Genomic DNA, 23,525 nt, shown 5'->3' with positions numbered 1-23,525 from the left:
AGACGGTGATGAATCTTCGTTGATTGTTTTTTTATTTATATTGCATGTCATTCTTAAAAGTATAACTCACTTTTTGAGGGTTTGCATGGCTTAAGGAGCCAGGGATACTTGTTAAAATAGAGTTTTATATATAGGTAGAAAGGGAGAGAAAAAGGGTTTCAATTTTTTTTGTAAGGCATCAAAAAAGAGGGGGATACCTGTAAAATCGTTGAGAAATCCTAGTGTATCTTGCATAATATAGGATAAAAGATACGTGGATGGAGAAAACATGAAAAATACTTATTTACTTAGTTATTTCCCGATCATTGCGATTCTGCTGTTTAGTCTGTCCTTTGCGATTTATGGAGAGATGCAGGTGCTTGTATTATTCGGGAATTTGGGAATCTACCAGGGCATGCTGGAGTTTTTTTCTGAGACAGGGATTAAGCTTGCCTTGATGATTGTGCTGTTGCTAGTCATGTTCATGGTGTTTGCGGCGTTGAAATTAATATCGGACACGGTCATTGAGCTTTCGTTATTATTCTTTTCCAAAGATTCGGATGGAAAAGCATTGACGAGCATCAGGATGGGTTCGGTTATTTACGTAATGGGTGGTGCTTGTTCACTGTTTAGTGTTCAATTTCTCTTAGGCCTCATTTCTATCTTCCTTGTCACGAATGTGGTGGCCTTGATTTACTTCGTTTATAAATTGAGCTCAAGTGTAAATGTATCAGGACTTGTCGGATTGATTTTCTTTCCCATCTTTATTTGGACTGCATTAGTGGCCATTGTCGCCTATTCAGCATTGAAACTGTATAACAGCGTGATTGCCAGTTTGCCAATCTAGTATAAACAGAAAGAGCTGTCGATAAAAAATCGACAGCTCTTTCTGTTAGTGCACGCCCTTACTTCTATCTATCAAAGAGGTAATCTTGTTTTCTATGGCAGCTACATTTGTGGTGAACAAGATATACGTATCGGATTTCGTCTTGAGTACGATTCGATCCGTTGTGGCATAAGGTGTACCAATCCTTATGGCATGGGTACCTTCCCCCGCATATGTTTCATCTCGAGTTACTTTTACAATGTCTGAAATGGGTATTTCTATCCTGGATAGTTGCCATTTAATGATTAAGTGGTCATTTGATAATTGAATGGAAATGCCTATCATCATAATCCCTCCGATTGTTCACTGCTCATCATGCTCCGTTTTTAATATTCAGCGGCTTGGCTGATCGTCTTCCAAATCGATATTTGGGGCTGGCGTGAATAGACGGATTGAAGACTGGCTGGCTTATCCTTTCCAACCCAGACGCCGGTTGTGTAGTTTCCTGTCAGGCCGACGAACCAAATGTCTTTGGCATCATTGGTTGTACCTGTTTTCCCACCAATATACTCCGTTGGGAAATAGGCACTCCGTGCTGTCCCGGTTACGGTGACTTCGTGAAGCAGCTGGCGAATTTTGTTCACAGTGTCTTTGTTCCAGACATTTTTCGATTGGTTTTTCCACTTGTAAAGAATATTTCCTTCCTGGTCAGTTATTTTTGTAATCGCCCGCGCCGGTTGGTAGCTTCCATCATTGAATGATGTAAAGGCATTTGTAAGCTCGAGTGGGCTCATCCCATATTCGAATCCCCCAATGGCGGAACTGATGTGTTGATCATGGATGGACACTTTTTTAAATTGAAAGGCATTGAGGTACTTGAAGCTCTTTTCAATGCCGGTCTTTTCGAAGAGCCTGATTGCCGGCGTATTATAGGACTGTGCAAATGCCTTTTTTATAGAAACAAGCCCATAGGTGGCACCGTTATAATTTCTTGGACAGTAGCTGTTGCTGCAATAACTTGCCCCGCTAACGAGCTGATTGATGTCCGCCCCGGTTTCTTCTATATAGGGTGCATAATCCAGAAGCGGTTTTATCGTTGAACCAGGTTGCCTGTAACTTTGGTAAGCACGATTGAAAGAATTTTTTTTATAATCCTTTCCCCCAATCAAAGAGACAAGCTGGTGCGTATGATGCTGTATAACCACTGAAGCTCCCTCGATATCATTGAAACCGATTTGCGATTGTATGGCCGACTTAGCCTGGGTCTGTAGATTTATATCGAGTGCAGTGTGAATGGTTACGCCAGATTTCAGTAGCTTTTGGACTTGCTTGTTCAATTCGGCTTCCGCATGATTACGCGCTCCTTCATCCAGGCCATTCAGTGATTTCGTCAAGCCGTTAGCTGAGGCAACGAGGTCTTTCAACTCTTGGTGGACATAGGTCACATAATCAGGGTATAAATCGATATTGGTGGACAAGTCTAACCTGATTTTCTTTTTAATGAGTTTATCACATTCTTCTTGCTTTAATTTACCTTGGACAACCATCTGCTTTAAAACTCGCTCCTGACGCCTTTTCGTGTTATCAAAGTGTTTAAGAGGATTATAGAGTTCTGGATTATTGGGAATGGCAGCAAGAAAGGCGATTTCTGCCTTCGATAAATCCCTGGTTGATTTACTGAAATAAAATTGGGATGCCGCTTCGATTCCATAGGCTCCGTTATTGAAATAGATGGCGTTCATATAGAGCTCGATGATTTCCGACTTGGATCGTTTACGTTCGAGCTGATAGGCATATAAGAGTTCACTTAGCTTCCGATTATATGTTCTGTCATGGGTAAGAAAAACATTTCTGGCCAGCTGCTGGGTGATGGTACTACCACCCTGTGCAACGGCACTTTTTTTGGAATTGACAAGCAGCGCCCTACTGATGGCAGTTACATCAATTCCCCGGTGCTCATAAAATTTCTGATCTTCCGTCACGATGAATAGGTCTTCAAGGAATACTGGTATATCATCAAGTTCCAAATAAATCCGCTTTTCTCCATTGGAAATTTCACTGATCACTTTACCATTTCCAGCCGTCATATAACTGGTCTGAGCCAAGTCAACCGTATCGAGCGGGATCCTTTTATCCAAAACTTGATGGGGAGTTTCAGCTAGGGACCACTCTTGATAGGAAAGAAAGATAAAAATGGACAAGACCGGAATTGAGAAGAAAATCGTGATATAGCCAAGATACGCGCGCATAGTCCAACTTCCTAACTAATATATTTTTAGTAACTTAATGGAAAATAAGTGGGTAATAAAGAATGGTTCTTTCGCTTTGTTTATCCATCATAATCCAATTAAGGAAGACAATAAAGAGTTTCTTCTGAAGTTGTTAAAAATGAAAATGGAAAAAGATGTGGTAGTTCATAAACAGTGACTTAATGAAATCAAATAAATAATTGACTAAATCTTCTGTTATAATATTCTCATGGAAAATAATAACCAAAATTTAGTCGGTGAAAGATGTCATGAATAAGAAGGGGGTTTGGAAAATGGATGGACAACAGCAGTATGTATTCATAGATTTTGAATTTACGATGCCTGAAGGGAAGGCAAATCCAGTCGGTTTTTATCCGGAAATCATTGAAGTAGGTTTAGTTGCAGTCGTGAATGATACAGTACAGGAACAGTTTTCTTCCTATGTTACCCCGTCGAGATTTCCTGTTTTGACCAATCGCTGTAAGAAGTTCTTGAATATCAGCCAAGACCAGGTGGACCGAGGAATTTCATTTGAAGAATTGGTTTCCTTTTTACAGAAGCTTGATCAGAAGCATCCAACGACAATCGTCACCTGGGGGAACATGGATATGAAGGTGTTGCGCCAGAACTGTCAGAAAGCAGGTCTGAAGTTTCCTTTCACGGGTAAACAGAGCGACCTTTGCTTGGAATATAAGCGCTTCTTCGGGGATCAAAACCAAACGGGGTTATGGAAGGCCGTACAGGCCTACGGAAAAGAAGGCACAGGTAAGCACCACAGGGCCCTTGATGATGCCATTACCACGTATAATATCTTTAAATTGGTGGAGAAAGATAAGAGTTATATGAAAAACCATGAACCTACGACAATCGGCGACCGTATAGACTTATCAAAAGTATTGAATAATTTAGCGTTATAAAAGCCAAATCAATTTCCATTGATTTGGCTTTTATTATGTTTTATTTAAAATAATCTTTTGCTAGGTCATCGAGCATCTGTAAGCTTTTGCTATTCCATTCTGTTTGGCTTTCGTTTAAAGTGTTTGTCATTTTCTCGACAGCTTGGCGTAAGGATTCCTTATAATCGGGAATGTCGCCATCATGGACCCTGACCATATTCATCGGGACATTGGTTTGTTCCCGGAACGCAAGGGCACGTCGCTGATGAAACATGGACACTTCCGTTTGCTTCGGATTATGAAGATCTCCCTGCATAGGGTGCTTCATGACGGCCAATACTTTTACAAGATATGCAGAAGGACGGATATCGGTGACTTCACCAATATATTTCCCCGTTTTATAGATGGCGGTTACCTTGTCGCCAACCTTGAATTCATGCTCTGACATTGCTTCATCCACCTTTCTTTTCAACTCCCTCCATGATACATAAGTCCAAGGACTTTTCACAGTGAAACTGTTTACTGGATCAAAGGTGCTTTTTTTTCTGAAATCGTGTAAAGTGTACAAATGAAGGTTAGAGAATGGAGATATGAGCTATTTATTTAAAAAAGAAAGAGGTTATGACAATGACACAATTTCCACAATTAACAACTGAAGTACTGGAAAATGAAAAAGCGGTCATCATGCAAACGACGTTAGGCGATATTAAAATCAAACTGTTTCCGGAGCATGCTCCTAAAACAGTAGAAAACTTCTTAACACATGCGGAAAATGGATATTACGATGGAATCATCTTCCACCGTGTCATAAAGGATTTCATGCTGCAAGGCGGAGATCCGACAGGAACGGGAATGGGTGGAGAAAGCATTTGGGGTTCTAACTTTGAAGACGAGTTCTCTATGCAATTATTCAACCTGCGCGGAGCTCTTTCGATGGCGAATGCAGGCCCGGGAACGAACGGAAGCCAATTCTTCATCGTTCAAGCACAGCATGTAGATAGCAGAATGGGTGAACAAATGAAACAAGCCGGTTATCCGGAAGAAATCATCAGCGCCTATATGGAAAATGGCGGAACTCCATGGCTTGACCATAAACATTCTGTCTTCGGACAAGTTATCGAGGGCATGGACGTTGTCGATACGATTGCCAATGTTGAGACAGTTGCCGGAGATAAACCAGCCGTTGACGTAGTCATTAAAGGCATTACCATCTTATAATTGATTGATCCTAAAGCGAGGGGCATGAGGCCTCTCGCTTTTTTTAGATTTCTGTGAATGGGGGTTGACTAGTGGATTGATTCAATAATTGTTATAATGAGGTAAATTAGCTATTTATTTCAGGAAGGATGGAACGAATGAACTTTCTTAATCTTTCAGTATTAGGTATGTTTCTATATTTTCCAGAAGACAAGAGTGAATACATTCCGGCTGGCATTACCTGTGTCATCTTTTTGATTGCAGCTATTTTTACAATGAGGGCCATCATTAAGTATTCAAAAAAAGAAGAATTGAAAACGAAAAAATTCGAAGATGAAGTGACTAATAGGAATCGACGTCTAAAAGACGACTCTCTTTCATGATCAATATTTAGTAAACCTTACCGAAGGACGCATATGTCTCCTAATCCGTTTCAAGAAAATAATTGAATGGTATGGTACGGAAAAAACAAACTAGTTCCCATATTGGCATAAGCATTTTATACTAAAGGCTATAGAGATCGTTTTGGGGGCGGGAAGTGTTATGCAAATCATAGCAAAGAGAATGATAGCGGCAGATACGGTCAAGAGTTTCTTTGTGGAACATTGGGAGACAACACAGGTTGTCTTTTCAATCGGCAAGTTTCATTATGCGGAACTCGAGGGATTTGCAGTATTGGATGAGAATGACGAGATAACGGGGATGGTCACATATAAGATAGAGGACCATCAATGTGAAATCATTTCCCTGAACAGCGAACATGAGAAACATGGCGTGGGTTCGTCTTTGCTTTATGTGATAGAAAATATCGCCAAGGAAAAGAACTGCCACTCGATTAAAGCCATTACTACAAATGATAATCTGCAAGCCTTGAAATTCTTTCAAAAAAGGGGTTATGTGATTTCGGAAATTGTGAGGAATGCAGTGGAAGAATCAAGAAAAGCCAAACCGGAAATCCCATTTTACAGCAGAGATGGCATCCCCATACGTGATGAAATCATTCTGGAAAAATTATTGTAATAGGAGGAATGTATATGTTTAAAAAAATGGCGGCAGATGCTCTGGGTCTAAGTGATATTGGAAGTGTGATCAAGCCGGTTGATTATGATAAGGTGGATGCGGATGATTACATCATGCATGAAGATGATGAAAAAATCTATTTCCTGATCAAATCGAAAACGGATGAATACTGTTTCACCAATCAAGCATTCGTCCATTTGGACGGAACAAGTGCCATTAGCAAAAAAAGGATGCTGACCAGATATAGCTATAGCCAGTATGAGTTTTCGAATGTTACCCTTGAAACGGCTGGCACTGTAGATTTAGATGCCGAAATTAAATTCTCGATTGGTGCTAAAACCTTCTCGATAGATGTTCATAAGAAGTTCATTGAGGAATTGAAAGATTTATTTAAATCACTTGTGAAGATTTCAGAAATTTGCCATGAAAATGCCTATGCGCTTCAATATGCCCAACAGAGCGTGAACTTGGCTTCATCGACCTTGAATCAAGTCCGGACAGATGGCACTCAGATGGTGTCCAGCTTCAAGGATATCAATGCCGCTGCATTCGACTGGCTGATGGATAGCCGCAAAAAGTATCATGTTAAAGATTTCGGGTATGTATTCGAGAAATACATCAATAACTAAAAAGTGGAGCGGACACATTGCTGTGTGCGCTCCATTTTTTAGTTATTTAGATCATCTGTGCCAGGAGCATGTTCACTCGGCATATCTGGCCTTTCCGGAACTGGATATCCCTTCGGTGGTTCCGTTACGAAAAGCTCGCCGCCATCACGGCTTGGTGTTTTCCCTTGGAATATATCACCTATTTGGGTTTGGTCAAGCCTGAAGTTGAACTGGGCATTATGGAAGCCTAGATCTACATATTTTCGGCATTCCGGATATTTATTCAGGTCATAGTTCGGTACAGGGAAGATTTTTCCCCAATCCACTCCAAGCGTTTCCAATGCCTTGGCAAATGCATTCTGATGGGCGTTATCACGTACCATAAGAAAGGCGATGGTTTCACGGAGTGTTTTATTGGAGCTCATCTCATAAATCCTTGATTTTTGGAGGACGCCTGTCGATTCAAGCACCACATTGTTAAGAAGGTTGGCAATTAAGTTTCCATGGTCGTACACCCATGAGCCGTTCCATGGATTTCCACCTGCATCTACAGGAAGTGAAGATTTTGCCCCCATAATAAAATGGTGAGGGTTCGCTCCAGATTTGATTACATCTTCAAGTGGTGCGCCATTTGGACCGGAATTACCAGGTTGATCGCCACCGGCCTCATTGAGCAGCTGATTGATCGTTGTTTGAACAAGCTCCACATGGCTCAGTTCCTCCAGAAATACCCCACGGATCAAATCCCGGTATTGCTTATCCTTGCCACGAAAGTTCGCACTTTGAAACGAGAACTGCATCAAGGTCCGCATTTCTCCGAATTGTCCGCCGAGTGCTTCTTGAAGTACTTTGGCTGCATTCGGATCCGGTTTGTCAGGAACAATCATGTTAATTAAATCTTCTTTGTAAAAATACAAGGAAATGCCCCCTTTATTAATGATGTGCCTAGTTAGCTTTTGTATAATCGTTCAATTTATTCTTTAGGAAAAAATACCTTTATGGAATGCCGGAAAGAGAGAAATACTAGGGAAAGGTTGATTATGAAAGGGTGTTGAATATGCTATCCAATCAGCAACTAAATAGTTTTAAACAGCAACTGCAGCAAACAAAGCAGCGGTTGGAAGGGCAAATACTTGACTCCGGAGATCTCGGCTTAAGTAGGAATATCAAGGATTCGACAGGTGAATTGTCCTCCTATGATAACCATCCGGCTGATCAAGGCACGGAATTGTTCGAACGGGAAAAGGATCTGGCACTTGGAGAACATTATCGTGATGAAGTCAGGGATATTGATCGAGCACTTCAGGCCCTTGATGAAGGTAAATATGGGAAATGCGAGGTATGTTCTGCAGAAATCCCACTCGAACGATTGAACATCATTCCAACCACGACTTTTTGTGTGGAGCATAGTCTATCTCAAGAGACCTCCCATAATCGGCCGGTCGAAGAAGAGGTGCTAGGTCCAAGCTTCAGCACGTACGATTGTGATGGCACGAGTTCTGTTGGGTACGATGGGGAAGATAGCTGGCAGGACGTGGCCAGATTCGGCACATCCGAATCACCTTCAGACTTCGCTTATCCGCCAAGTGATTACGAACATACGTATATCGATTCGTACGAAAATGTAGGATTCGTCGAGAATTATGAAAATATTGCCGGCGTTGATTTATATGGAAAAAATTTAACGGTTTATCATAATGTAGAATACCAGGAAATAGAAGATACGCTAATCGAAGAGGATAGTCAGACTCCTTTTGGCGATTTACCACGTTATGAAAAAGATCCATATGTGGAAGAAGAAAATCAATAAGCAAAAGAAAAGAACCAGGCTAAGTCCTGGTTCTTTGTCTGTTTTTATGAAAAAGCCAATTTGAGGCGATTTAGTCCATCTGTTAGCAGGCTACGTGAACAACCGATATTCATCCGGACAAAGCCTTCTCCACCAGGCCCATATTTAGTACCCGGTTCTAAAGCTAGTTTGCCTTTGTGGATCAATCGTTCTTGAATTTCCTTATCGGAGATGCCAAGATTGCGACAGTCGATCCATAAGAGATAAGATGCATCAGGATGCATGACGCGAAGATTTGGAATCTCTGCTGTGATGAACTCTTCGGCCACTTTTACATTTCCTTCAATATATTCGGTCAATTCCGTGAGCCAGCTAAGACCGTCACGGTAAGCAGCTTCCATGGCCGTTAAGGCTAGAATGTTCAGTCCATGGAAGGCTTGTCTTGTTTGGGCATTCTGCAGTTTGACTTGTAGCTCTTTATTGCTCGTAATCAAGAATGAAGCTTGCATGCCAGCAATGTTGAAGGTTTTGCTTGGTGCCATTAGCGTGACGGTGATATCCGCCAATTTATCCGTTAATGAAGCGATAGGGTAATGTATCGCGGTTGAGTGGAAGAGGTCTGCATGGATCTCATCACTGACAATGATGACATTATAGGCTAGGCAAAGTTCACCTATCCGCAATAATTCATCTTTCGTCCAAATTCGGCCACCTGGATTATGGGGGCTGCAAAGAAGAAATACCTTCACGCCGGTCTTCAGTTTTTCTTCGAAATCTTCGAAGTCTATGGCAAACCGGTCCTTTTCCAAACGAAGTGGACTATTGACCACTTCCCGTCCATTGTTCTTAATCATGTCAAAGAAAGGTGTATAGACAGGGGATTGAACAAGGATCTTATCTCCTGGTTCCGTAAAAGCCTGGATTGTAGAACCGATGGCTGATACGACACCAGCGCTAAATGAAATCATGTCTCTCGTAATCGACCATTGATGTCGGTTGTTCACCCACTTTTGAATCTCGCTATAAATGGATTCAGAAGGAACGGTATAACCGAAAACAGGATGATTCAATCGTGCGATCAATGCTTTTTGAATGGGTTCTGGAGATGGGAAATCCATGTCGGCGACCCACATAGGTAGGACGTCTTCGCTGCCATATATGGATTGTAGGGCCGGTTTGTCCCATTTTACCGAACCAGTATTTTCCCTGTTGATATGTTCATCAAAAATAGATTTGTTCAAGATATTCACCGCCAATTAATTTTTTGCCATGCTTTGATTCTGTCTTAACGAAAAGATATTTGATATGATACTATGATAACATGTTCTTTCCGAAATTATGGAGCAGGTGATTATAATCGATACACAACAAATGAATATAGCGTTTGTGACTACTTTACAAGAATGGGATCCGTTTGGGATTGGCGGGGAGCTGTATGAACCAGAGATTGCCGACACGGTCGTGGCAATTCGCGATATAGATGACCTCCAGGAACTAGCGGAGAAAATAAAATCCATCTACGAATATGCATTCGATGAACCCGTTCAGCTGGAACGCTGTATACAGGTTGCGCAAAAACTGCTGATCATAAAAAACGATGCCAGCTGTTCAATTTAGATAAAAGGGATGACTCCCGAGTAGAGTCATCCCTTTTTATATATGTTCAATCTTCTAAAAACCTCTTGATTAAATGATACACTTCTTCAGGTTTCTCCTCTGGAAGGAGGTGGCCGGTGTCTTCCAGTACGATGAGCTTTGAATTGGGTAGGTCTTCGTGGAGTCTTATTCCAATCTCGAGCGGTACGACCTTATCGTACCTTCCCCAAACAAGCAGGCAGGGGGTATGGATCGAATGGAGCTCTTCTGATGATAAATCGCCTTCCTTATCACGCAACATCTTTCCTAGGGCACGGAATATGTCATGGTTCTTCATGAAAGGGTCTAGATATCCCTGACGCATTTCATCATCGATCATTGCTTGGTTATGGACGACATTGCTTAAGTTCTTATCAATCCCTGACCTTTGCAGATACCCTTTTACCCCAAATGAAAAGAATGGAAGGTAGCTGAGCATTTTCATTTTCTTAGGAAAACTTGGACAATAACAATTAGCGATTTTTTATGTATTATTTATTGTTTAGTAATTTATACAATAGAGGATATTTTACAAAAAAATACAATAATTTATTTTTATAACAGTTCATATTATACTTAAAATGAATACATACAAAGGAGAATGAAGAAACTATTTAGTATTATGGGAGTGCTAGTATGCTTCATCTTTGTTCTAACACCTCTAGCTTCTGCAAGTGAATTAGAAGGGCCTGAATCACAAGATGTAAGCACACTTTTTATCAAATTTATTGACGATGCATACAAAAATGTTAATTTACTAAATGTAGAGGATGCATACGGTAAGGATGAAAAAAGATCAGTTTGTTAACGAAACAAGCCAGTATTATGCAAACAAGAATTACAAAGAAATTCAAAATGTCATCAAAGATCAGGATTTACAAGTTTCATATAATAGAAGTGAAGATGTAATCCCTCAAACAAGAGGTACTATAAGAGGTATGAGTGTTTCAAATCACTTTTATCATTTAGCAAAATCTACAAAAGGAGCTTTTCAAAAAGAATGGGTTACACTTCTAAGTGGTAATTTTTCTTATGATAGTAGTACCATGCAAGTGACGTCGGTTAGCGGTCCAAGAATCACACTTGATTCAGCAAATTTTGGTGCGGCATTTTCACCTTATATGGACGGTATACTTACAAGTAACAGTAAATCCGGTGCTGGAGCAACTTTTTCTGCTAATTACACGATGAAAGCTACACTTGGTGCATCTATCGGTGACTTCCCTATAGGGTTTAATTTCAACTTTGGAAATCATACGGACAAGTGGACTGCTAGTTCAATGCAACCTTAATCATTGAATAACACATTCTATGATACCAGGGGCCTCAGGTTGAGAATTTCCCTGGTATCATTCAGAAAAGAGGGTGAACTATTTGGGCATCATCAAATGGCCTCAAGGTAAAAAATCATGGAGTGTCTATTTCGTTTTCATGCTACTCTCTTATATTGGCTATGTTGCAACGGATATTATTAGGTATTCGAGCATTCACCACGACGCTAATGGTTATATAACGCAAGAGAATTTAGATATGAAAAACCAATTGGCAACCTGGTCAGACACATTTGAATTTATATTCTTAGCTTTGTTTGCTGTCACATTTCTAGTTGCCTGTTTCAAAAGAAAAAGTCCGTTCCTGAAACATTTCTTTGTTGTAAACATCGCTTTAGTTATTGGAATTGTGATAATCGGAGTTGTTTTGCTGTTTACAATAGCCTCTCCTATTGGAAATTTGTTGCAGCCTCTATTATTGCCTTCGTATCTATTACTCGGAATGTTCATATATCTCATTTTTTCATGCCTTAAAAATAAAGTTATTAGCAACAAAGAAACCGGGTTCAATTCGAAAAGGTAAACTCGGTTTCTTCGTCTTGACTATAGTATTAAGCGATAATAAAGTTGTTTTATTTTTAATTGTGCTAACAATATAGCATTCCTGTATCAAATGCATCAATTACTTATGTGTAAAACTATATACCTTGTGAAGTAATACACTTAAACTAAAGGGTGCGTTAGTTGCACAAGCCAAATTTAAAAAGTCGGATTCCTTTACGTAATGGAACCGACTTTTTTTAGATTGAAATTCCCTTAGCGTTTTACGCGTTTTGTTGGTAGGACCCCTTATAGATAAAAAATGCTCTTTTGTATCTTTTTAAAAAAAACGAATACGTTGTATTGATACGGTTAATACTACGTATTACAATATAGGTATAGAAAAGGGGGTGCAAAAAATGGCACAAACAACTATTAGTGTTCGTATGGATGAACAGCTAAAGAAGGAAATGGAGTATGTTTGTAACGAACTTGGAATGAACTTAACAACTGCAATTACTATTTTTGCTAAAACAGTGGCACGTGAGAAAAGGATCCCTTTTGAACTATCTTTGGTAGATCCTTTTTATAGCGAAGAAAACATGGCTCGACTACAAAAATCAATTGCACAATTTGATGAAGGGAAAGGCACAGAACATAACCTTATTGAGGTAGACTAATGCAAAAAAATTGGTCAGATGAAGCGTGGGAAGATTATGTATATTGGCAAGGACAAGACAGAAAAACGCTTAAAAAGATAAACAAACTTATCCAAGATATTGACCGAAATGGCTATAAAGGTATAGGAGAACCTGAACCTCTTTGACATGGTCTCTCAGGTTGGTGGAGTCGTAAGATTAATGACAAAGACCGTCTTGTATATCGTATCAAGGATGAGAAAATTGAAATTGCTCAGTGCCGAACTCATTATGGTGATAAATGATATTGAAACAAATTTAAAGGTTTCTCTGGCTATCGCCCTTATATTAAGGGCGTAGCTTGATTGCATTTTTATTATTTGAACCTTTCAAATCTACAACGTGTCTCTTTTTATAGTGCTTATATGAAGCAATGAAAGTTTGATACATTAGTATTGTGAGCTTAAAATTAAAGGGAAGTATATGAGCTTTATTTAAGCCTAATATTCGTACCCTGATCCGGCAAGGAGGACGGCCCGATCGACTAGCTCCGGATAGGCATTCATGAGTTGCAGCGAAACTTGTCCGCCCATTGAATGAGCAATGATGCTAAATTTCTTGATACCTTTTCCTTCTAATAGTTGGACGAGGGAATTGGCAAAGTTACGAAAGGAGTAGATATAGCGGTTCGTTTTTCCACTTTGGCCAAATGGAGGAAGGTCCACCGAAATGACATTGAATTCCTTAATTAAATGCGGCACCAGTTTCCGAAAGCTAAAGCTTGATGATAGGAAACCATGTACCAACAAAAGTGTGGGCAGGGAATCATCAATAAAGTTGTGTTCGTAATACCAATCCATGTTCCCGACGTGCTCGATTTCCTTTTTTACATAACCCTGCATGACTACACTCCTTCAACTAAACATATGAGATGTTCCTTACTTTCAAGATAATTCCTGAATATACTGTTACATAACAACAATAGAAATTATACCCATAAAAACCACAATTACTATAACAGATAATCATTTAACTTTGGTATAATAGTGTAAGTTTATCCTGACAGAATAGGACTTATTAATTTAATAGTGTCATACATGCCTTTATAAAGAAATTGATTGACTTTCTGCCAGCCTAACCATCATGTCTGAAATTTGTGAATTCTACTAGGGAGGTTTTCCAATGCATTTGAATGAAGGAGAATTGGAAGTCTTAAGAATCATTGAAAATAACAGTCGGATCGATCAAAAAGATTTGGCCAAAATGACCGATTTATCAGAAGCGGACATTGAATCAACGTTAAAAAAATTGGAAGACATGCGCGTGATTGTCCGTTATTTGACAGTCATTAACTGGGCGAAAGTGGATGAATATCATGGTGTGACCGCGATGATCGATGTCAAAGTGACCCCGAAACGTGGAGTGGGCTTTGATGAGGTAGCCAAACGAATTTACCGATTTAAAGAAGTGGAGTCCGTCTATTTGATGTCCGGCGCGTATGACCTTTCCGTCATCGTAGAAGGACGATCAATGAATGAAGTGGCAAGGTTCGTATCGGAAAAACTTTCGACGCTAGATTCTGTCATTTCGACGACAACTCACTTTATTATGAAAAAATATAAGCATGACGGTACGATTTTTGAACAAACAGAAGAAGACAGAAGGATAGTGGTATCACCATGATTAAAACGAGTTACGTATCAAGAACGGTTTCAGAGCTAAAACCATCGGGCATCCGTCGATTTTTCGACTTGGCTGCTAATCTGGAAGGGGTCGTCTCTCTTGGAGTGGGGGAACCGGACTTCGTTACATCCTGGGGGGTCCGTGAAGCGGCGATCAACTCATTGGAAGAAGGGTATACTTCTTATACAGCTAACGCGGGATTGATGGAATTAAGGCAGGAAATCAGTGGGTATATGAAGAAGCAGTTTGCGGTTTCGTATAATCCTCAGAATCAAATCATCGTTACGGTGGGAGCTAGCCAGGCTCTTGATATTGCTCTGAGAACCGTCTTGAACCCAGGCGATGAGGTCATCGTCGTCGAACCTTGTTTCGTTGCCTATGCACCGTTGGTAACCATGGCAGGCGGAGTGCCGGTCACCGTCCAAACGTCGAAGGAACACGATTTCAAGTTAACGCCAGAACAGCTCGAAGCCGCCATTACACCTAGGACGAAGGCGGTTTTAATTTGTTCGCCAAATAACCCGACTGGAACACAGTTAGGGAAATCAGAGTTAGCTGCACTCGCTGAAATCGTTCAAAAGCATGATCTATTGGTCATTTCAGATGAAATTTATGCGGAGCTTGCTTATGATGAGAAATATACATCTTTTGCAGCTATCGATGGGATGCTGGAGCGGACGATCGTCATCAACGGGTTTTCTAAAGCTTTTGCCATGACTGGATGGCGCCTTGGGTTCGTCTGTGCCCCTAGGGAAATTTCCGAAGCAATGCTCAAGGTTCACCAATATGCGATGATGTGCGCGCCAACCATGGCACAGTATGCGGCATTGGAAGCTTTGAAAAACGGGATGCAAGAAGTGGAAGATATGCGTCGCAGCTATAGAGGAAGACGCAATTATATTGTGAAGTCACTTAACGAGATCGGTTTGGACTGCCATAATCCAGGCGGGGCCTTTTACGCTTTTCCATCGATTAAGAAAACAGGCATGACGTCCATGGAATTCGCAGAAAAATTGCTGACAGAAGAACTGGTCGCCGTTGTTCCGGGAGATGTATTTGGAGAAAGTGGCGAGGGGCATATCCGTTGTTCTTATGCTTCCTCCATGGAACAGCTCCAGGAAGCTATAAAAAGAATGGAACGGTTCATGAAGAAATATAGTAAGTACTAAAAACTCCATGCAAAAAAATAGGGATTCAATCGTAATATACGACGAATCCCTATTCCATAGGGGGAATTAGAAAAAAGAGTTAATCTTAATGGATTAACATAGAAAGTGTTAGTCATAGTATATCCACACGATTGGGAAAAAATACTACCTGTATGAAAATTTTTAGCTATTCGTTTGTGTATTATATAGCTGATTCATGACTTTCACTATTTGTTCTTCACTGAAATCTTTCGCGGTACGTAGGATGAGTTTAGCCTGCTTGATTCCAATTTCCCGGATGAGTTCTGCCATTTCCTCGTCCACTCCTGAAGTATCAATGATGGGGGTGCTTTGAATAAGATCTGATGCAGGAATATCAAGAACAGTGGAAAGTCGTAGAATGGTTTGGGTATCAGGGATCACTTCACCTGATTCATACATTTCGATTTTCTTTGTGCCCATACGTAATTTCAAAGCCAATTCTTGTTGAGTGAGTTTATGATCTTCTCGGTATTGCCGAATATTCTTTGCGATATTTGACATGGTCAAGCACTCCTCTTTTTAGGAAATATTAGTTATATGGTTATTTTACCATATTTTAACTTATATACAGTGTATTGATTTGGATATTCTGTGAAAGAAAACGCCGCAACGGTAACCGTTGCGGCGTTTTGTAAAGAATGCTATTTGTCAAAAAGACCAATCGAACTGAAAAATACGAGGATGATAGCTACCGGAACAATGTAGCGAATCAGGAAATACCAAATTTTAAAGAAAGAAAAGCCTGGACTGGAACCCAGTTGAAACTCTTTTTGCACTGAGATCCGTTTCATTTGATACCCAATGAAAAGAGAAATGAATAGGGCTCCGATAGGCAAGGCAATATTGCTCGTTACATAATCGGCAAGATCAAAAAAGGTTAAGTTGAAAATCTTCACATCGGCCAGTACTCCGAATGATAGAGCGCTCGGAATCCCTATCAAGAAAACCAGTATCCCAGCAATCCATGAGGAATTCCGGCGCTTTGTTACATCACCTTTGATCATGGAGGCTACGATGATTTCCAGGATGGAGAACGCAGAAGTCAGTGTAGCGAATAATAATAATATGAAGAAAACCGTCATGAAGATGCCGCCTAAGGCAATTTCGTTAAAGACTGCAGGCAACACGACAAAGACCAGTCCTGGACCACTAGAAGGGTCGAAGCCAAGGGCGAATACCGCCGGAAAAATGACTAAGCCTGCTAACAGGGAAATGAAAATATTCAATCCGACAACTGATAATGCCGATTTAGTGATATCTTCCTTCTTGCTTAAGTACGAAGCATAGGTGACCATTACTGAGATGCCCACACTCAGTGCAAAGAAGGATTGACCGAGTGCTAATAAGATCGTTTGCTTTGTCAAAGAGGAGAAATCCGGTTTCAAGAAGAATGTAACACCTTCCATTGCGCCGTCCAGTGTCATCGACCGAACGAGAAGGACGAGAAAAAGCACGAACAGGGAGGGCATCATATATTTATTCGCTTTTTCGATTCCTTTTGATACGCCTCCTTGCACGACCCAAATCGTCAAGATCATGAAAAGAAACTGAGCGATAACCGTTTCATAGGGGCTGCTTATAATGGTATTGAAGAGATCGCTGTATTCCGTTTGGGTTAAATTTGAGAGGGATCCGGTAAAGCTTCTCCATAAATAGGAAAGAATCCATCCACCGACCACACTATAGAAGGAAAGTAAGATGATGGACGCAAGAACTCCTCCATAGCCCAATAACACCCATGGTTTTCCCGGGGCAATGTGTTTATAGGCACGAATGGCATCCTTTTGTGCATTCCTGCCGATGGTAAATTCAGCGATGAGTATAGGTGTACCGATTAATAGGGTGAAAATCACAAAAAAGAGGAAAAACGCGCCTCCTCCATTTGTCCCTGTCATATATGGGAACTTCCAAATGGCACCCAATCCAATAGCGGAACCGGCCGCTGCTAGGATGAATCCAATTTTAGAAGACCATTGCTCTTGTTTGGCCATGATGAAAAACTCCTTTTGAAGTATAGAAACATGAGTAGGTAGAGATAAACATTTTTTCATCTTACTACGATTAATTTGAAATGGGTAGTATTTTGTTATTATAATTTTTTGAAAAATATGTGATTGGAAAAGTAAAGCATAGGTTTAAATGAAAACTTTTAGGATAAGTTATAAATAATAGTCATATATCGAAATGAACGCTTAATTACAAAATTTTTAAGATATAACGGAAAAAGTATGGTATACTTAACTTTGATTATTTCCAGTTCTGTGATATAATTTTGTATTGCGTGAAAAGCCGAAAAAATATATATAAAATAGGAGTGTTACCATGTCTGAAAAATTCGAAATTGGTGCAGTAGTTACTGGTAAAGTAACTGGTATTCAACCATACGGTGCATTTGTTGCTTTAGATGATTCAACTCAAGGTTTAGTTCATATTTCTGAAATTACTCACGGGTTCGTAAAAGATATTAACGAACATTTAAAAGTGGGCGATGAAGTGAAAGTTAAAGTACTTTCTATTGATTCAAAAGCTGGAAAAATCGGCTTATCAATCCGCGCAACAGAAGAAGCTCCTGAGCGTACTGAAGCTCCTAAGAAAGCTCCAAAAAAACGCCAAGCATCTGTTAAAGCGACTTCACACATCGAGTCTACTGAAGGATTCAACTCTTTAAAAGACAAACTTCAAGCGTGGATCGACCAATCTGAACGCGAAGACTTAATCAAAAAATAATTTTTTTACCGGAAGGTCCTTGGACCTTCCGGTTTTTTTTTATTATAAAATTAGATAAAGCCGGGACATGAGTCTGTCATGAACCGGCTTTATTATTTTGCTTTTGAAAAATCATCGAGTTGTTTTAGTTTCTGGTTCACGGGACAGTTCGGGACTTGGCTTGAAGAGAAGACCAAGGTTGACAAGACCGGCAATCCCTACTAAGCCATATACGATACGGGCCAACGCAGCATCTTGTCCGCCGAAAATCGCTGCGACTAAGTCAAATTGGAAAAACCCAATCAGACCCCAGTTGATGGCTCCGATAATTGTCAAAACAAGTGCGGTTCTTTGTATCCCACTCATTATATTGCCTCCTTTTTTTAAGCATCTTTCTTTACTTATCATGCATTTTGAAGATAATAATATACACACCCACAAAAAAACTAAACGGATTTTTTGTATTTATATGGAACATTGGTCATAATGAAGAAGTAAAACATCCATTGCTATGAGGTCTTGGAGCCTTTTGAATAGTGGCAATGTTAAAGGAGAAGATATAATGGAAAATTACACATACAAGAATCCTACTAAGATTATTTTTGGTAAGGATCAATTAAATACCCTAAAGGCTGAAATACCAGCCTATGGAAAAAGAGTCCTGCTTGTTTACGGCGGAGGAAGCATCAAGAAAAATGGCTTGTACGATAAGGTCATGGCTGTTTTGAAGGAAATTGATGCAGAGGTATATGAACTAGCAGGAGTGGAACCAAACCCGCGGATCACGACTGTCCGTAAAGGTGCGGAATTGTGTAAGGAACACCAAATTGATTTTGTGTTAGCGGTAGGTGGCGGAAGCGTGATCGACGCCACAAAAGGTATCGTTGCAGGTGCGAAGTATGAAGGAGACGCATGGGATCTTGTCATCAAAAAGGCACCTGTCAAGGAAGCACTTCCGTTTGGAACGGTCCTTACGATAGCGGCAACTGGCTCTGAAGCCAATTCAGGTTCGGTTATTACAAATTGGGAAACCAAAGAGAAGTATGGATGGGGAAGTCCATTGGTATTCCCTAAATTCTCCATTTTAGATCCAGAGAATACTTTCTCCCTTCCGAAAAACCAAACGGTCTATGGAATGGTCGACATGATGTCACATGTATTCGAAACGTATTTCCATCAAGAAACACATGCTCCGCTTCAGGACCGTTTTTGTGAATCTCTATTGGTGACGGTTATGGAAACGGCTCCTAAACTTTTGGAAAATCTAGAGGATTATGAACACCGTGCTACGATATTATATGCGGGGAATGTGGCATTAAACGGTTCACTAGGGGTAGGATACCTTGGTGACTGGGCCACTCATAATATTGAACATGCCGTATCTGCAGTCTATGATATTCCTCATGCAGGAGGGTTGGCGATATTATTCCCTAACTGGATGAAACATGTGCTACACGAAAATGTAGAGCGATTCAAGCAAGTTGCAGTCCGCGTCTTCCAGGTCGATCCAGAAGGCAAATCAAGTGAAGAGGTTGCACTTGAGGGAATTGAACGACTTCGTTCATTCTGGAGCAGCTTAGGCGCTCCAACTCGTCTTGCTGATTATGATATCGATGATTCACAGATTGAGGTCATTGCCGATAAAGCGATGAGCAATGGAGAATTCGGACGATTTAAAGTGTTGAATCGTGAAGACGTTCTTGCGATTCTACGTGCATCATTATAAGTAAGTAACAGAACAGAAGATATAAGGCTCCCACTACTCGCTTAGTGGGAGTTTTGTCTATAAAAACAGAATTTACTTCTGGTTTTCTTGATTCTGATATAGACATCAGATAAAGTGAAAAGGTAACCAAAGATTAAAGGAGGAATAGGCATGTCCCAAATACGTTTTGATTATTCAAAAGCTCTACCGTTTTTTGGCAAGCATGAAATGACTTATTTACAGGATGCTGTAAAAGTGGCACACCATTCTCTACACGAACAGACTGGTGCGGGCAATGAATATCTAGGCTGGCTTGATTTACCTAAGAATTATGATAAAGAGGAATTCCTCAGGATTAAGAAAGCGGCCGCAAAAATAAAGAAAGATTCGGACGTATTGTTGGTTATCGGAATCGGTGGTTCTTATCTTGGGGCGCGTGCAGCCATTGAAATGCTGCAACACAGTTTTTATAACCTATTGCCTTCTGATAAACGAAACACTCCGCAAATCATATTCGTTGGAAACAACATTAGTTCTACATATATGCAAGATGTCATGGATCTATTGGCGGACAAGGATTTTTCAATCAACGTCATCTCCAAATCGGGTACGACAACAGAACCTGCACTGGCGTTCCGGATATTCCGGAAGCTACTTGAGCAAAAGTATGGATCTGAAGAAGCAAAAACTCGTATATTTGCGACTACTGATAAAGAGAAGGGCGCTTTGAAGACAGTGGCAACAGAAGAGGGATTTGAAACGTTCGTCATTCCAGATGATGTTGGTGGCAGGTATTCTGTTTTAACGGCAGTAGGACTGCTTCCAATCGCCGTGAGTGGTGCAGATATCGATCAAGTCATGGAAGGAGCAGAACGTGCCAGAGTGGAATTCAGTTCTTCGGAGCTCTCTGAAAACCAGGCTTATCAATATGCAGCCGTCCGTAATGTTCTTTATAATAAAGGGAAAACCATAGAAATGCTGATCAACTATGAACCTGGTCTGCAATACTTCTCTGAGTGGTGGAAACAGTTATTCGGTGAGAGTGAAGGGAAAGACCAAAAAGGGATCTTCCCGGCATCGGCCAACTTCTCCACGGATCTGCACTCGATGGGACAGTATGTGCAGGAAGGACGACGTGATCTTTTTGAAACGGTCATAAAGGTAGAAAAGGCGCGACATGAAATCACGATTGAAGAGGAAGAAAACGATTTGGATGGCTTGAACTATTTGGCTGGACAAACCGTTCAATTCGTCAATAATAAGGCATTCGAAGGCACATTGTTAGCTCATACAGACGGCGATGTACCGAACCTGATCCTTTCGGTTCCACAACTTGATGCAGCTACGTTTGGCTACCTAGTATATTTCTTCGAGAAAGCTTGTGCGATGAGCGGCTATTTATTGGGAGTCAATCCATTCGATCAGCCGGGTGTCGAAGCGTATAAGGTGAACATGTTCGCCCTACTAGGAAAACCAGGATTTGAATCGAAAAAAGCAGAATTAGAAAAACGCTTATAAAAGGTAAAAAGGCATCTTGCTGGACATATCGTGTCCTGCTTGATGCCTTTTTTATTATTAAGAAAAAGTTAAGGGGGAAGTGTGATACTTATATCTACACCCATTAAGAGAATGGAGGGCTTAAGCATGCAAATATTGTCGTCCATTCCTAATTATGCGACCACTTCATATGGAACATCAAGCAGCACTCAAAGCATCATTAAAGATTTGGAAAAACAGAAAACGGAGTTGCAGGCAGATATTCAAGAAGCTTATCAAGCGAATGATACCGCTGAAGACAAGACAGAGAAGGTCCAGCAGTTGCAACAAGAAATGCAGCAACTCGAATGGAAAATCCAGCAACTGCAAGCAGAAGAAGAAGAAGAAGATAAGGAAACCAGGCAAGTGAAAGTGACCACACAAAAATAAAAGGACAGCCTGGAAATCAGTGATAAGGCCAATTTTCTTTTTGCTCAATCGAAAGAGGAAGAGTAAGCGTTAGGTTTTTTTAAAAACTATTGGGTAAGCTAATTATTAAAATTAGCAAAAGAGGTTTTAACATGATTGAAATTTCTTCTAAGTTGGAAGGGAAAACATTCGGTTTGTTTGATCTAGAGACAAAGTTTAAACCAGAGGGGTATATGATTGGTGGTGGTTGGGATTATGACCATGGCACTTTTGACTTTAAAATCGATGATAAAGATGGTTATCAATTTTTACGCGTGCCTTTCAAAGCTGTTGATGGCTCGCTGGATACCGATGGGGTAATGGTCGAAATCATGACTCCGTATTTGTTATCTCATAAGTATGAGGATGGTATCGACCGGGAAGGGAATATTGGGAACCTTTCGGCTTCTTTCAATCAATTTGCCGAACCGGAAGATCCCGATGCAGAATTCCCACAAGATTATATTGCTTATGGAAAATCTCTTGTTCGGGATCTGGAAAAGTTACTATTGGGTTAACCACCAATGATGAGCAAGGTATCATTTGGATGGATGATGGCATCTGATGGAGGCTTGATAAGAGTCTCGCCTCCTGATACGATGCCAACCAAAAGGATGTCCTGTTCTAGTAAGGTAACGCTTAATTGTTTGAAAGTTTTACCTTTCCATTCGAATTCAACCGGAATTCTTTCGATCTTCAGGCCATTTTCCTTTGTCGGACTCTCTTTCGTTTTTTCATCGATTCCTCTCCAAAGACATTCTTGCATATAGTCACTCGCAAACTTATTTGTTTCAATGATTCCGTCTGCTCCGGCACGTAAAGCATTTTCCTTCTGTTCCGGCGTTAGAATTTCAACAAGGCAATAAACATGGGGGTTCAACCCTTTTACGGCAAGTAAGGTCAAGACGGAAAACATATCCGTTTGCAGTTCATTTTGTTGAAGGTCAGCCGTAATTAGCACCCGCTCCGCTTGTTTAATATTGGCCTGCAGCAAAACGGAATCCAAACTTGCCTTTCCTTGCACAAAATGGATGTTCGCCCTTGGCAATGGGTGTTTGTTCAATGTATCGTCGATCAGGACAATTGGCTGATGATGTTTGCTTTCGTGAATATTGTTAATGATTCGTTTCGATCGGCCATTCCAACCGATGATAATAAAATGACCACTGCCGCTAAATTCTTTCCTTCCGGTAAGGAATTGCTGGTCGCTTGAGATGGACATTTTGGCAATGTAGGCAAAATAAGAAGTGATGACTCCAACCCCGGACAAAATGAGAAGCATTCCGATCATTCTCCCGAGTTTCGTTAGTGGGACGAGATCCCCGTACCCGACAGTGGAAGTCGTGACAATGGCCCACCAGATTCCTTCAAATATAGAAGGGAAATTTTCGGGCTCGATTAGATGGATCAGCCATCCGAAAAAAACTAAAAACAGGATGATGGACAAAAGCAACTTAAATAAAAGCGGAGACCGTTGCAAGACGTGGCTGCTGAATGGATTAATTTTGATCATATTATCCCCCCCTAAGTCCTTTTAGTATGGACAAAAGGGGCTCAACTCATAAGGATTTGCCGGACAATCTTTATAGAGGAAGATAGAACAGATAAAAACCTTCCTAAGGATAAGGAAGGTTTTTATCACGTAGAGT

The 23,525-nt window shown here is 40.5% G+C and carries 28 protein-coding genes and 2 pseudogenes; 19 read left to right on the top strand and 11 right to left on the bottom strand.

Annotation, left to right across the window (positions count from 1 at the left end; genetic code table 11):
* Positions 1 to 268: 268 nt before the first annotated feature.
* A complete protein-coding gene (locus tag ACQKL5_RS11805) occupies positions 269 to 826 on the top strand; it encodes a DUF5366 family protein (RefSeq protein ID WP_427608935.1) in 558 nt (185 codons plus the stop codon).
* Positions 827 to 871: 45 nt separating this feature from the next.
* Here ACQKL5_RS11805 and ACQKL5_RS11800 read toward each other — a convergent pair whose 3' ends face one another.
* Both ACQKL5_RS11800 and ACQKL5_RS11795 read right to left on the bottom strand, forming a co-directional pair.
* Complete coding sequence (locus tag ACQKL5_RS11800) at positions 872 to 1,150, bottom strand: hypothetical protein (protein ID WP_427608933.1); 279 nt, start codon at positions 1,148 to 1,150, stop codon at positions 872 to 874.
* Between the two features lie 41 nt (positions 1,151 to 1,191).
* A complete protein-coding gene (locus ACQKL5_RS11795; protein ID WP_427608931.1) occupies positions 1,192 to 3,054 on the bottom strand; it encodes a transglycosylase domain-containing protein in 1,863 nt (620 codons plus the stop codon).
* Between the two features lie 293 nt (positions 3,055 to 3,347).
* Here ACQKL5_RS11795 and kapD point away from each other — a divergent pair, with 293 nt between their 5' ends.
* Positions 3,348 to 3,971 (top strand): 3'-5' exonuclease KapD, encoded by a 624-nt coding sequence (gene kapD / locus ACQKL5_RS11790; RefSeq protein ID WP_427608929.1) that lies wholly within the window; start codon positions 3,348 to 3,350, stop codon positions 3,969 to 3,971.
* Positions 3,972 to 4,011: 40 nt separating this feature from the next.
* Here the strand turns inward: kapD and ACQKL5_RS11785 are convergent, their stop codons facing one another.
* Positions 4,012 to 4,398, bottom strand: a complete 387-nt coding sequence (locus ACQKL5_RS11785) for a kinase-associated lipoprotein B (protein ID WP_427608927.1) — start codon at positions 4,396 to 4,398, stop codon at positions 4,012 to 4,014.
* A 179-nt stretch (positions 4,399 to 4,577) separates the two neighbouring features.
* Here ACQKL5_RS11785 and ACQKL5_RS11780 point away from each other — a divergent pair, with 179 nt between their 5' ends.
* The 4 genes from ACQKL5_RS11780 to ACQKL5_RS11765 all read left to right on the top strand — a co-directional run bounded on the left by ACQKL5_RS11780 (position 4,578) and on the right by ACQKL5_RS11765 (position 6,796).
* Positions 4,578 to 5,168, top strand: coding sequence for a peptidylprolyl isomerase (locus ACQKL5_RS11780; protein WP_427608925.1), 591 nt, complete (start codon positions 4,578 to 4,580; stop codon positions 5,166 to 5,168).
* Positions 5,169 to 5,305: 137 nt separating this feature from the next.
* Positions 5,306 to 5,530: a hypothetical protein gene (locus ACQKL5_RS11775; RefSeq protein ID WP_427608923.1), complete on the top strand. Its 225-nt coding sequence runs from the start codon at positions 5,306 to 5,308 to the stop codon at positions 5,528 to 5,530.
* Between the two features lie 160 nt (positions 5,531 to 5,690).
* Positions 5,691 to 6,167: a GNAT family N-acetyltransferase gene (locus ACQKL5_RS11770; RefSeq protein WP_427608922.1), complete on the top strand. Its 477-nt coding sequence runs from the start codon at positions 5,691 to 5,693 to the stop codon at positions 6,165 to 6,167.
* A gap of 14 nt (positions 6,168 to 6,181) precedes the next feature.
* Positions 6,182 to 6,796 (top strand): PH domain-containing protein, encoded by a 615-nt coding sequence (locus ACQKL5_RS11765; RefSeq protein WP_427608920.1) that lies wholly within the window; start codon positions 6,182 to 6,184, stop codon positions 6,794 to 6,796.
* A gap of 38 nt (positions 6,797 to 6,834) precedes the next feature.
* On the opposite strand, the gene ACQKL5_RS11760 is transcribed toward ACQKL5_RS11765, so the two are convergent.
* Positions 6,835 to 7,692, bottom strand: coding sequence for a manganese catalase family protein (locus tag ACQKL5_RS11760; RefSeq protein WP_427608918.1), 858 nt, complete (start codon positions 7,690 to 7,692; stop codon positions 6,835 to 6,837).
* 140 nt (positions 7,693 to 7,832) lie between these two features.
* Here ACQKL5_RS11760 and ACQKL5_RS11755 point away from each other — a divergent pair, with 140 nt between their 5' ends.
* Positions 7,833 to 8,585 (top strand): TraR/DksA C4-type zinc finger protein, encoded by a 753-nt coding sequence (locus tag ACQKL5_RS11755; RefSeq protein ID WP_427609153.1) that lies wholly within the window; start codon positions 7,833 to 7,835, stop codon positions 8,583 to 8,585.
* Positions 8,586 to 8,629: 44 nt separating this feature from the next.
* On the opposite strand, the gene ACQKL5_RS11750 is transcribed toward ACQKL5_RS11755, so the two are convergent.
* Positions 8,630 to 9,814, bottom strand: coding sequence for a MalY/PatB family protein (locus ACQKL5_RS11750; protein ID WP_427609151.1), 1,185 nt, complete (start codon positions 9,812 to 9,814; stop codon positions 8,630 to 8,632).
* Positions 9,815 to 9,902: 88 nt separating this feature from the next.
* On the opposite strand from ACQKL5_RS11750, the gene ACQKL5_RS11745 reads away from it, so the two are divergent.
* Positions 9,903 to 10,181, top strand: coding sequence for a DUF1871 family protein (locus ACQKL5_RS11745; RefSeq protein ID WP_427608916.1), 279 nt, complete (start codon positions 9,903 to 9,905; stop codon positions 10,179 to 10,181).
* A 46-nt stretch (positions 10,182 to 10,227) separates the two neighbouring features.
* On the opposite strand, the pseudogene ACQKL5_RS11740 reads toward ACQKL5_RS11745, so the two are convergent.
* A pseudogene (locus ACQKL5_RS11740) lies at positions 10,228 to 10,632 on the bottom strand (alpha/beta fold hydrolase); the annotation flags it as partial.
* 168 nt (positions 10,633 to 10,800) lie between these two features.
* Between ACQKL5_RS11740 and ACQKL5_RS11735 the strand changes: the two are divergent.
* The 4 genes and pseudogenes from ACQKL5_RS11735 to ACQKL5_RS11720 all read left to right on the top strand — a co-directional run bounded on the left by ACQKL5_RS11735 (position 10,801) and on the right by ACQKL5_RS11720 (position 12,953).
* Positions 10,801 to 11,007 carry a hypothetical protein gene (locus tag ACQKL5_RS11735; RefSeq protein WP_427608914.1) on the top strand — a complete coding sequence of 69 codons (207 nt, stop codon included), beginning with the start codon at positions 10,801 to 10,803 and terminating at the stop codon, positions 11,005 to 11,007.
* Positions 10,985 to 11,491 carry a hypothetical protein gene (locus ACQKL5_RS11730; protein ID WP_427608912.1) on the top strand — a complete coding sequence of 169 codons (507 nt, stop codon included), beginning with the start codon at positions 10,985 to 10,987 and terminating at the stop codon, positions 11,489 to 11,491. Before ACQKL5_RS11735 ends, ACQKL5_RS11730 begins: the two co-directional genes overlap by 23 nt.
* Positions 11,492 to 12,429: 938 nt before the next feature.
* Positions 12,430 to 12,690: a type II toxin-antitoxin system RelB/DinJ family antitoxin gene (locus tag ACQKL5_RS11725; RefSeq protein WP_427608911.1), complete on the top strand. Its 261-nt coding sequence runs from the start codon at positions 12,430 to 12,432 to the stop codon at positions 12,688 to 12,690.
* Positions 12,690 to 12,953: pseudogene (locus tag ACQKL5_RS11720) on the top strand (Txe/YoeB family addiction module toxin). Before ACQKL5_RS11725 ends, ACQKL5_RS11720 begins: the two are co-directional and overlap by 1 nt.
* A 195-nt stretch (positions 12,954 to 13,148) precedes the next feature.
* Here the strand turns inward: ACQKL5_RS11720 and ACQKL5_RS11715 are convergent.
* Positions 13,149 to 13,550 (bottom strand): alpha/beta fold hydrolase, encoded by a 402-nt coding sequence (locus ACQKL5_RS11715; RefSeq protein ID WP_427608909.1) that lies wholly within the window; start codon positions 13,548 to 13,550, stop codon positions 13,149 to 13,151.
* A gap of 280 nt (positions 13,551 to 13,830) precedes the next feature.
* Here ACQKL5_RS11715 and ACQKL5_RS11710 point away from each other — a divergent pair, with 280 nt between their 5' ends.
* Positions 13,831 to 14,331 carry an Lrp/AsnC family transcriptional regulator gene (locus ACQKL5_RS11710; RefSeq protein ID WP_402963031.1) on the top strand — a complete coding sequence of 167 codons (501 nt, stop codon included), beginning with the start codon at positions 13,831 to 13,833 and terminating at the stop codon, positions 14,329 to 14,331.
* Positions 14,328 to 15,500, top strand: a complete 1,173-nt coding sequence (locus ACQKL5_RS11705; protein ID WP_427608908.1) for an aminotransferase — start codon at positions 14,328 to 14,330, stop codon at positions 15,498 to 15,500. The genes ACQKL5_RS11710 and ACQKL5_RS11705 overlap by 4 nt, the downstream gene beginning before the upstream one ends.
* A 162-nt stretch (positions 15,501 to 15,662) precedes the next feature.
* Here ACQKL5_RS11705 and ACQKL5_RS11700 read toward each other — a convergent pair whose 3' ends face one another.
* Both ACQKL5_RS11700 and ACQKL5_RS11695 read right to left on the bottom strand, forming a co-directional pair.
* Positions 15,663 to 16,022 (bottom strand): helix-turn-helix domain-containing protein, encoded by a 360-nt coding sequence (locus tag ACQKL5_RS11700; protein WP_427608906.1) that lies wholly within the window; start codon positions 16,020 to 16,022, stop codon positions 15,663 to 15,665.
* A gap of 140 nt (positions 16,023 to 16,162) precedes the next feature.
* A complete protein-coding gene (locus ACQKL5_RS11695) occupies positions 16,163 to 17,512 on the bottom strand; it encodes a sodium-dependent transporter (RefSeq protein WP_427608904.1) in 1,350 nt (449 codons plus the stop codon).
* A 331-nt stretch (positions 17,513 to 17,843) separates the two neighbouring features.
* Between ACQKL5_RS11695 and yugI the strand changes: the two genes are divergently transcribed.
* Positions 17,844 to 18,248: a S1 domain-containing post-transcriptional regulator GSP13 gene (yugI, locus tag ACQKL5_RS11690; RefSeq protein WP_402871118.1), complete on the top strand. Its 405-nt coding sequence runs from the start codon at positions 17,844 to 17,846 to the stop codon at positions 18,246 to 18,248.
* A gap of 111 nt (positions 18,249 to 18,359) precedes the next feature.
* Here yugI and ACQKL5_RS11685 read toward each other — a convergent pair whose 3' ends face one another.
* On the bottom strand, positions 18,360 to 18,593 hold the full coding sequence (locus ACQKL5_RS11685; RefSeq protein ID WP_427608903.1) for a DUF378 domain-containing protein: 234 nt from the start codon (positions 18,591 to 18,593) through the stop codon (positions 18,360 to 18,362).
* A gap of 196 nt (positions 18,594 to 18,789) precedes the next feature.
* Here ACQKL5_RS11685 and ACQKL5_RS11680 point away from each other — a divergent pair, with 196 nt between their 5' ends.
* The 4 genes from ACQKL5_RS11680 (at position 18,790) to ACQKL5_RS11665 (ending at position 22,394) form a co-directional block, all read left to right on the top strand.
* A complete protein-coding gene (locus ACQKL5_RS11680; RefSeq protein WP_427608901.1) occupies positions 18,790 to 19,953 on the top strand; it encodes an iron-containing alcohol dehydrogenase in 1,164 nt (387 codons plus the stop codon).
* A 150-nt stretch (positions 19,954 to 20,103) separates the two neighbouring features.
* A complete protein-coding gene (locus tag ACQKL5_RS11675; protein WP_427608900.1) occupies positions 20,104 to 21,450 on the top strand; it encodes a glucose-6-phosphate isomerase in 1,347 nt (448 codons plus the stop codon).
* A gap of 126 nt (positions 21,451 to 21,576) precedes the next feature.
* The gene (locus tag ACQKL5_RS11670; protein ID WP_427608898.1) at positions 21,577 to 21,858 is read left to right on the top strand and encodes a FlxA-like family protein; all 282 of its coding nucleotides are present in this window, start codon (positions 21,577 to 21,579) and stop codon (positions 21,856 to 21,858) included.
* Between the two features lie 131 nt (positions 21,859 to 21,989).
* A complete protein-coding gene (locus tag ACQKL5_RS11665; protein ID WP_427608896.1) occupies positions 21,990 to 22,394 on the top strand; it encodes a YugN-like family protein in 405 nt (134 codons plus the stop codon).
* Here ACQKL5_RS11665 and ACQKL5_RS11660 read toward each other — a convergent pair.
* Positions 22,391 to 23,389, bottom strand: coding sequence for a potassium channel family protein (locus ACQKL5_RS11660; RefSeq protein WP_427608894.1), 999 nt, complete (start codon positions 23,387 to 23,389; stop codon positions 22,391 to 22,393). The genes ACQKL5_RS11665 and ACQKL5_RS11660 overlap by 4 nt on opposite strands.
* Between the last annotated feature and the right edge of the window lie 136 nt (positions 23,390 to 23,525).

Origin of the sequence: Peribacillus sp. NPDC097675 (assembly GCF_050277655.1) — a bacterium.
Classification (GTDB): domain Bacteria; phylum Bacillota; class Bacilli; order Bacillales; family DSM-1321; genus Peribacillus.
Note: the sequence above shows the minus strand (reverse complement) of the source record. Positions and strands in the feature narration are given on the sequence as shown.